This is a genomic window from Paenalicyclobacillus ferrooxydans (genome assembly GCF_001399675.1).
Classification (GTDB): Bacteria; Bacillota; Bacilli; order Alicyclobacillales; family Alicyclobacillaceae; genus Alicyclobacillus_B; species Alicyclobacillus_B ferrooxydans.
On record NZ_LJCO01000068.1, the window covers coordinates 43,253 to 49,282 of the forward strand.

At 51.7% G+C, this 6,030-nt stretch carries 4 protein-coding genes; 1 reads left to right on the plus strand and 3 read right to left on the minus strand.

The features are described from left to right. Nucleotides 1-220: 220 nt before the first annotated feature. A complete protein-coding gene (locus AN477_RS15345; protein WP_054970046.1) occupies nt 221-1,147 on the plus strand; it encodes an SDR family oxidoreductase in 927 nt (308 codons plus the stop codon). A 172-nt stretch (nt 1,148-1,319) separates the two neighbouring features. On the opposite strand, the gene AN477_RS25505 is transcribed toward AN477_RS15345, so the two are convergent. The 3 genes from AN477_RS25505 to AN477_RS15360 form a co-directional block, all read right to left on the minus strand. Then, nucleotides 1,320-2,540: an SEC-C metal-binding domain-containing protein gene (locus AN477_RS25505; RefSeq protein ID WP_054970047.1), complete on the minus strand. Its 1,221-nt coding sequence runs from the start codon at nt 2,538-2,540 to the stop codon at nt 1,320-1,322. Nucleotides 2,541-2,878: 338 nt separating this feature from the next. Continuing rightward, nucleotides 2,879-3,796 carry an acetamidase/formamidase family protein gene (locus AN477_RS15355; RefSeq protein ID WP_054970048.1) on the minus strand — a complete coding sequence of 306 codons (918 nt, stop codon included), beginning with the start codon at nt 3,794-3,796 and terminating at the stop codon, nt 2,879-2,881. Between the two features lie 230 nt (nt 3,797-4,026). Continuing rightward, complete coding sequence (locus AN477_RS15360; RefSeq protein WP_054970049.1) at nt 4,027-5,097, minus strand: M24 family metallopeptidase; 1,071 nt, start codon at nt 5,095-5,097, stop codon at nt 4,027-4,029. Nucleotides 5,098-6,030: the final 933 nt, after the last annotated feature.

Sequence of the window (6,030 nt, forward strand, 5' to 3'; positions counted from 1 at the left end):
ATAGTCTAGCCAGCGAATCTGAAGGACTTATGAAGGACTGTTAAATTCTTGTGGTGAAGCGATGAATTATTCGAGGATTTTTTAAAGTCTACGAGTCCGTATGGTTATCTTCCACGTCATGAAGGCAGCTGCTCATGTTGCACGCTATGAAGGCAGGCGGTCATCTTGTATGAAGATAGCTAGTCATCTTCCACGTCATGAAGGTAGAGGGGCAAGCAAAGTGAATCGTTGGACAGAAACGGATATACCCAATCAGAACGGACGGTTTGTCATTGTCACTGGTGCAACGAGCGGACTTGGCTATGAGACAGCTCGCGCTCTCGCTGCGAAAGGTGCAGAAGTTGTCCTTGCCGTGCGCAATCTTTCGAAAGGAAGGGACACCGTACAGCGCATTCAGTCTCTAACCAAAGGAGCCAAAGTTGAAGTGGAACTGCTAGACTTGGCGAGCCTGAATTCAGTGGCGGAATTCTGTAACCGGATGATCCATCGCGACCGACCCATCGATATCCTCGTGAACAATGCCGGCGTCATGGCCGTCCCGAACAGGCAGACGACGCAAGACGGATTTGAACTCCAATTCGGCACCAATCACCTCGGTCATTTTGCGTTAACCGGACAGTTGCTGCCACTGATTCAAAAAGCGAGCGCCCCGCGAGTGGTGAGTGTGAGCAGTATTGTTCACCGTTACGGCAAGATAAACTTTGATGACCTGCAAAGCCAAGGACGCTATGGTCCCATGAAGGTCTATGGACAGTCAAAATTAGCCGTACTTCAATTTGCACTCGAACTACAGCGGCGCAGTGACCGTCATGGATGGGGCATCCTGAGCTGCGCTGCACACCCTGGCTTTGCCAGAACCGGCCTCCAGACCGCAGGTCCCAACCTCGGCAAGCCGGAAGGCGCAAAGTCTCGGGATGGTTACGCACTCATCTCGTTCCTTTCTCAAGATGCCGCAAGCGGTGCCTTGCCGAGTCTTTATGGAGCCACGAGTCCGAATGCACAAGGCGGCGCCTATTACGGTCCAAGCGGTGGCTTCGAATTGAAAGGAACCCCGGTCCCGGCAAAACTATCGCGGCGGGCCAGGGATGAAAAGACTGCTTCAGAGTTGTGGAATGTCTCAGAAAGGTTAACCGGCGTCAAGTTCTGAAAGTCCTATCTGAAAGTCCTATCTGAAAGTCCTATCTGAAAGTCCTATCTGAAAGTCCTATCTGAAAGTCCTATCTGAAAGTCCTATCTGAAAGTCCTATCTGAAAGTCCATCTGAAAGTCAGATAGTGTAAAGGATCGCGTATATGAAGTCCTGTGCCTCGCGGGCGCTTCTCAGCGTCCGCAGCATTTTTTGTACTTCTTTCCACTGCCACATGGACAGGGCTCGTTCCGTCCTACCTTCTTTTTGGTAGCAATGTCGATAACCTGACCTTTGGGGGCAAAGGGAGTGCTGGGCAATGGGCGCAGGGAAGCGCGCTCGACTTCAAACAGCTCACGCGGAGTATGGCCCTTTAGAGCCCACTGCCTGGTGGTGTTGTGTAACTCTCCAAGAAGGCGTGTCAACACCTGAAGGACATCCATCGATGGAATCTCGAACTCTTCTGTGACAGCTGTAATAATGTCCCCTAACCGATCTCCGTTCTGGATCTGGTAAACACACAAGTCAACCGCTTCTTCTGCTTCGGCAAAATCGATTTCGTAGCTGCGTCTCAAAAAGTCCGCAAACGCTTTGTAAGCTTGTCCTTTATCGACAAAACCAGGCTTCCCTGCCCGGAGCAGTTGCGCCTTCGTAAACGGGTAGAAAGGGACATTTGGTCGTGACTGCTGTTCCTGTATGACCTCTGTTTCATCAAACACCTCTTCGTGCATAAATCCATCCGTGGAAGACCTTATGGCCCAGCCGTACGCAATCCCCTCAAACATCACATTAAGGTAGTGCTCCACATCCACTCCTGAACCCAAGTACTGCTCAACCATTCGAAAGTGATCGGCCCTCGGCAGAAATCCATAATAGTATAGAAGTCCTTGAGTGAGCTGCAGCCATTCCGTGTGCCTCTGGACCGCCGAGTGCAACGAGGGAATATCCTGGCTCTGAAACGTCTGCAGAATTTCCTCGGGCATGACGAGTGTACGGTTTCCGTCAACGGTTCCTGTGAACGCAAGTCCTCTCAGCTTAAAGTACCTGTACTCGTGGGGTTCAAGAGAAACAAAGGCTTGTCCACCACCATTTGCCATCCGCTTTAAAATCGCATACCTTGTCTCGTCTAATTTTTCTAGGAGAACGTGCAGCAGCTCCGGAATCTGCCGTGAAAGCAGGTCAATGAGGTCCTGCTTGTTCAGTGAACTGGCATTCCGAATATTCCAGTTGGAGCGAATCTCCGTAAGGTCGTTTTTAGTCAGTTGTGAAAGTGCGTCCGCAAGGCTCACGGGGTATGTCATTTCGCGCCAGAGCTTTGCCTCCGCTTTGTCTTCCATTTGGCGCCGTGCCTCTTTGGCACCTTCAATCGCCTGTTCGAAGATCATTTCGTCATGATTGTTCCACTGCCTGCTCATCTAAATCACCTCGTAATGCATTCTGCTATGTACCCGGCCTCTCGACCTCAATCATGTCACTTATTGGCCACTGTTTATCACTTAAATTGCTCCAAGGGGTGTCGCCTATAGGATTTTAGCACTGATGCCAGGATTGGTCGCTGGTTATCTATGGTTATTTCTTTCGGAGTACGAAATAAGCACCCCGCCGTTTTGGGCTGGTGGGGTGCTCCTGTACAGTCAAGCGAATGGTGACTCCCGGCTGCACCAGAGGAACCGAGTTCTTCTAAAGCCGCTCCCTTGGAGACTCTCGGATGCGGCCGAGGAACACGGTTCCTTTATGGTCGCTCCCTTGAAGGCTAATCCGCAAGTACCGACTTGAAGTCAAAGCCCTTCTTCTCCGCAACCCAGCGTGGCAGTTCAACTCGTGCGGTGATCATCGGATCGACAATCTGGCACACGCGAAGGTCTGACCCTGCACTCAGCAGAAACACTGCCTCTGCCTTATCCATCCCGCACTCGCTCTCGAGGAATCGGACCATGTTCTTGACGGCTTTCACAGAGGCGGAATCAAGGTCTTCTTGTGCAGCGATCGTGATGATTCTGCTGTCATCGAAAATCATCGGTGCCGGCCAGGATTTCCCTTTCACAACGTGCAACTGCACGGTAACCTTGCCACTCACCTCGACACCGCAGACAGCGACCTCGCCGTCTCCCATGCTTGCGTGTAAATCCCCGAGGGAGAACAGCGCACCGGGGACATTCACAGGGAACACCACGTACGCTCCGACCGTGATCCGCTTGCAGTCCATATTCCCACCGTGATCGCCTGGCGTTCCACAAGCGATTTCTCCTTCTTTTGGAGCCGTCCCGATGACCCCAATCATAGGGCTGAGGGGTAACTCGATATCGTCGGAAAAAACCACCTTGTTATCGCGAATTGGAATCATTCGGATGACATTCTGGGTCAACTCGTCACCGAGCACGCCGAGATTTGGACCCGTTGTCATCACACCGCGACTATCGAGTTCCATATTCTGGATGCGGACTATCAGGTGATCTCCAGGCTCAGCCCCCTCAACGTACACAGGACCCGTAGCGGGATTAATGTGGTTCCAGTCAAGCTCTCCAAAGTCCTGCTGTTCATTCTGGATTTGGTCCTCGAAACAGTCATAGGTCTCAAACACGACAGTATCCCCGCTTTGCACATGGAGGGTCGGCTCATGCTTCGGGGACATGGAAAAGATGGCATTTTGTTTTTCAATGACGTAATTCATTTTCAGCGCTCCTTTAGGATTTGATGTGACGACCACTGGAATGGGCTGCTGCTGGCACGGACTGCTACCGGGTAAGAACTCTCCCAAGACATGGACTGCCCCGGGCATGAACAAGGACAACGGATCGACTGCTGCCGGGCATGAACTCCAGCAACGGATCGACTGCCCCGGGCATGAACTCCGGCAACGGATCGACGGATGCTCGATAGGAAATGCCACACGTCCATGCACTACAAACTCAAAAGTTCCTTGGTTACAGTGGCGAGGTTTCGATACCCAGAGGCCGTGATGACGACGGGGTCTTCGATACGAACACCACCCCATCCGGGAAAATACAGACCTGGTTCTACGGTGATCACGTGACCTTCCCGAAGCTCAGTAGTGTCACCGCCCCGCAGTCCAGGTTTTTCATGGATTTCGAGCCCCACCGCATGGCCCAGCGTATGGGCAAAGTTGTCTGAGTACCCATGTGCTGCGAAGAACTGCCGAATTGTGTCATCTGCGTTGCCGCAGACGGTTCCGGGCCGCATCATCTCCAAGGCCATCAACTGAGCCTCGAGAACTAAGTGGTACACCTCCCTCTGTCTCTCGTCCGGCTTGCCGATCACCACGGTGCGTGTCATGTCTGCGTAATACCCGTTTACGACGGCCCCAATGTCCATTGTCAGCAGATCGCCCTTTTGGATGATCCGATCCGTTGCACGACCATGTGGCAACGCGCTGCGCGGCCCAGACGCGATGACATGGTTTTCCTTGATTTTTTCCGCACCCGCTTCCCGCATGAATCTCTCAAGCATCCAGGCAACCTCATGTTCACTTAGTCCTTCATGTAACTCCCCGAAGATGTACTCGAAGGCGCGGTTTGTAATGGCAAACGCCTGATCAATCTGGCCAAGTTCGTCGGACGATTTAATTTGTCGAAGACCCTCAACAAGTTCGTATGTGGGGGTTAACTGTACGTGGTTTTCGACGAGGGCATTAGTCAGTCTCTGGTGAAAATCAAAAGAGGTAAAAAGAGCGTCGAACCATACTTCGCGGATCTGTTGTCTTTGTAGAAGATCGACAATGGCTGGAACCACGTCTCCCCTGTTTACGACGATGTTCCAGCCCTCGGCCTGTGCTCTCGCCTGATCTGCATATCTCCCGTCGGTAATGAGAGAACAGCCTCCCTGTGTCACCACAAGAACACCTGCTGTACCAGTGAAACCGGAGAGATAACGCCGATTCTCCGGCTTCTCAATAAGCACAGCAATATGGGGATTCGGCAATTTTCCAAGCAGATTTTTGGTTGCTTCATTCACAGCACAGTCCCCCTAGTTTCTTGTGCAATTCACTCTATCGTCAGCGTATCAACTAAGGGATAAAATTGAAAGTGTTATAAGAATAGTCATGCAAATTACCGTGCAAATGACCATCTATCTCCCTGTTCCGGCGTTCACGCTGAAGACTCGAGTTGTGGAGACAAAGCAACAAGATCACCATAAATCGTCAACAGGCACTCAACACATGTACAACACTTAGGCGTTACTATGACTTTAGCAGCTTGAACGACTGCTCATCTTTGACCCCCCTGTTGTATATACACTTGGGCCGCCACGATTCGTGGCGGCCACCTTTTTGTTCTTAACAGGCCCCGTTTTTACACGGGGCCCTGGGAATGTCGATTTAACGATGATGGGTCTGTCGATTTGACTTTCGTGAGCAGACCTGGTGCTGTAATACACGATTTCTACCGCAGCGAAGTCGGTGGGAGCGACTTAACGGATGCCAAGCCCCCACCTAAGTCGGTCAAAGCGACTTAGCCTGCCTGATGGGCCCGCGTCGCCTGCGCTTAGTCGGCGACACCGACTTAAACCGCAAATTATGAGGAGTTAAGTCGCTCGGAGCGACTTAACGGATCCCCCCCCCCCACCTAAGTCGGTCGCAGCCACTAACGTTGCATTAAATAGTCGTTGGGGTGTCAAGAGCATCACACTGCATGGCAACAGTACGTAGTCGGAATGTTCGGTTTGTTAGCTGGATGTGTATGGGCTAAAAGGATAACACCCCTTAGGCAGATAGCCCACATTCCATATTTTGGCGTATTTAGACTGGGTCGTACTCCAGATCATCCAAGTGTTCAATATCTCCGTCTACGTACTGCTGCAGCGTCTGGGAGAAGATTTGTGCGTGTTTCATCTTTTTCCGCCCAGGCGAACTGCGGCTCGGTGGTCTGTTTAAGCAGCGTAGAAATA

Coding starts and splice junctions, on each gene's coding strand:
- AN477_RS25505 (WP_054970047.1), bottom strand. CDS start 2,540: ATGAGCAGGCAGTGGAACAATCATGACGAAATGATCTTCGAACAGGCG.
- AN477_RS15355 (WP_054970048.1), bottom strand. CDS start 3,796: ATGAATTACGTCATTGAAAAACAAAATGCCATCTTTTCCATGTCCCCG.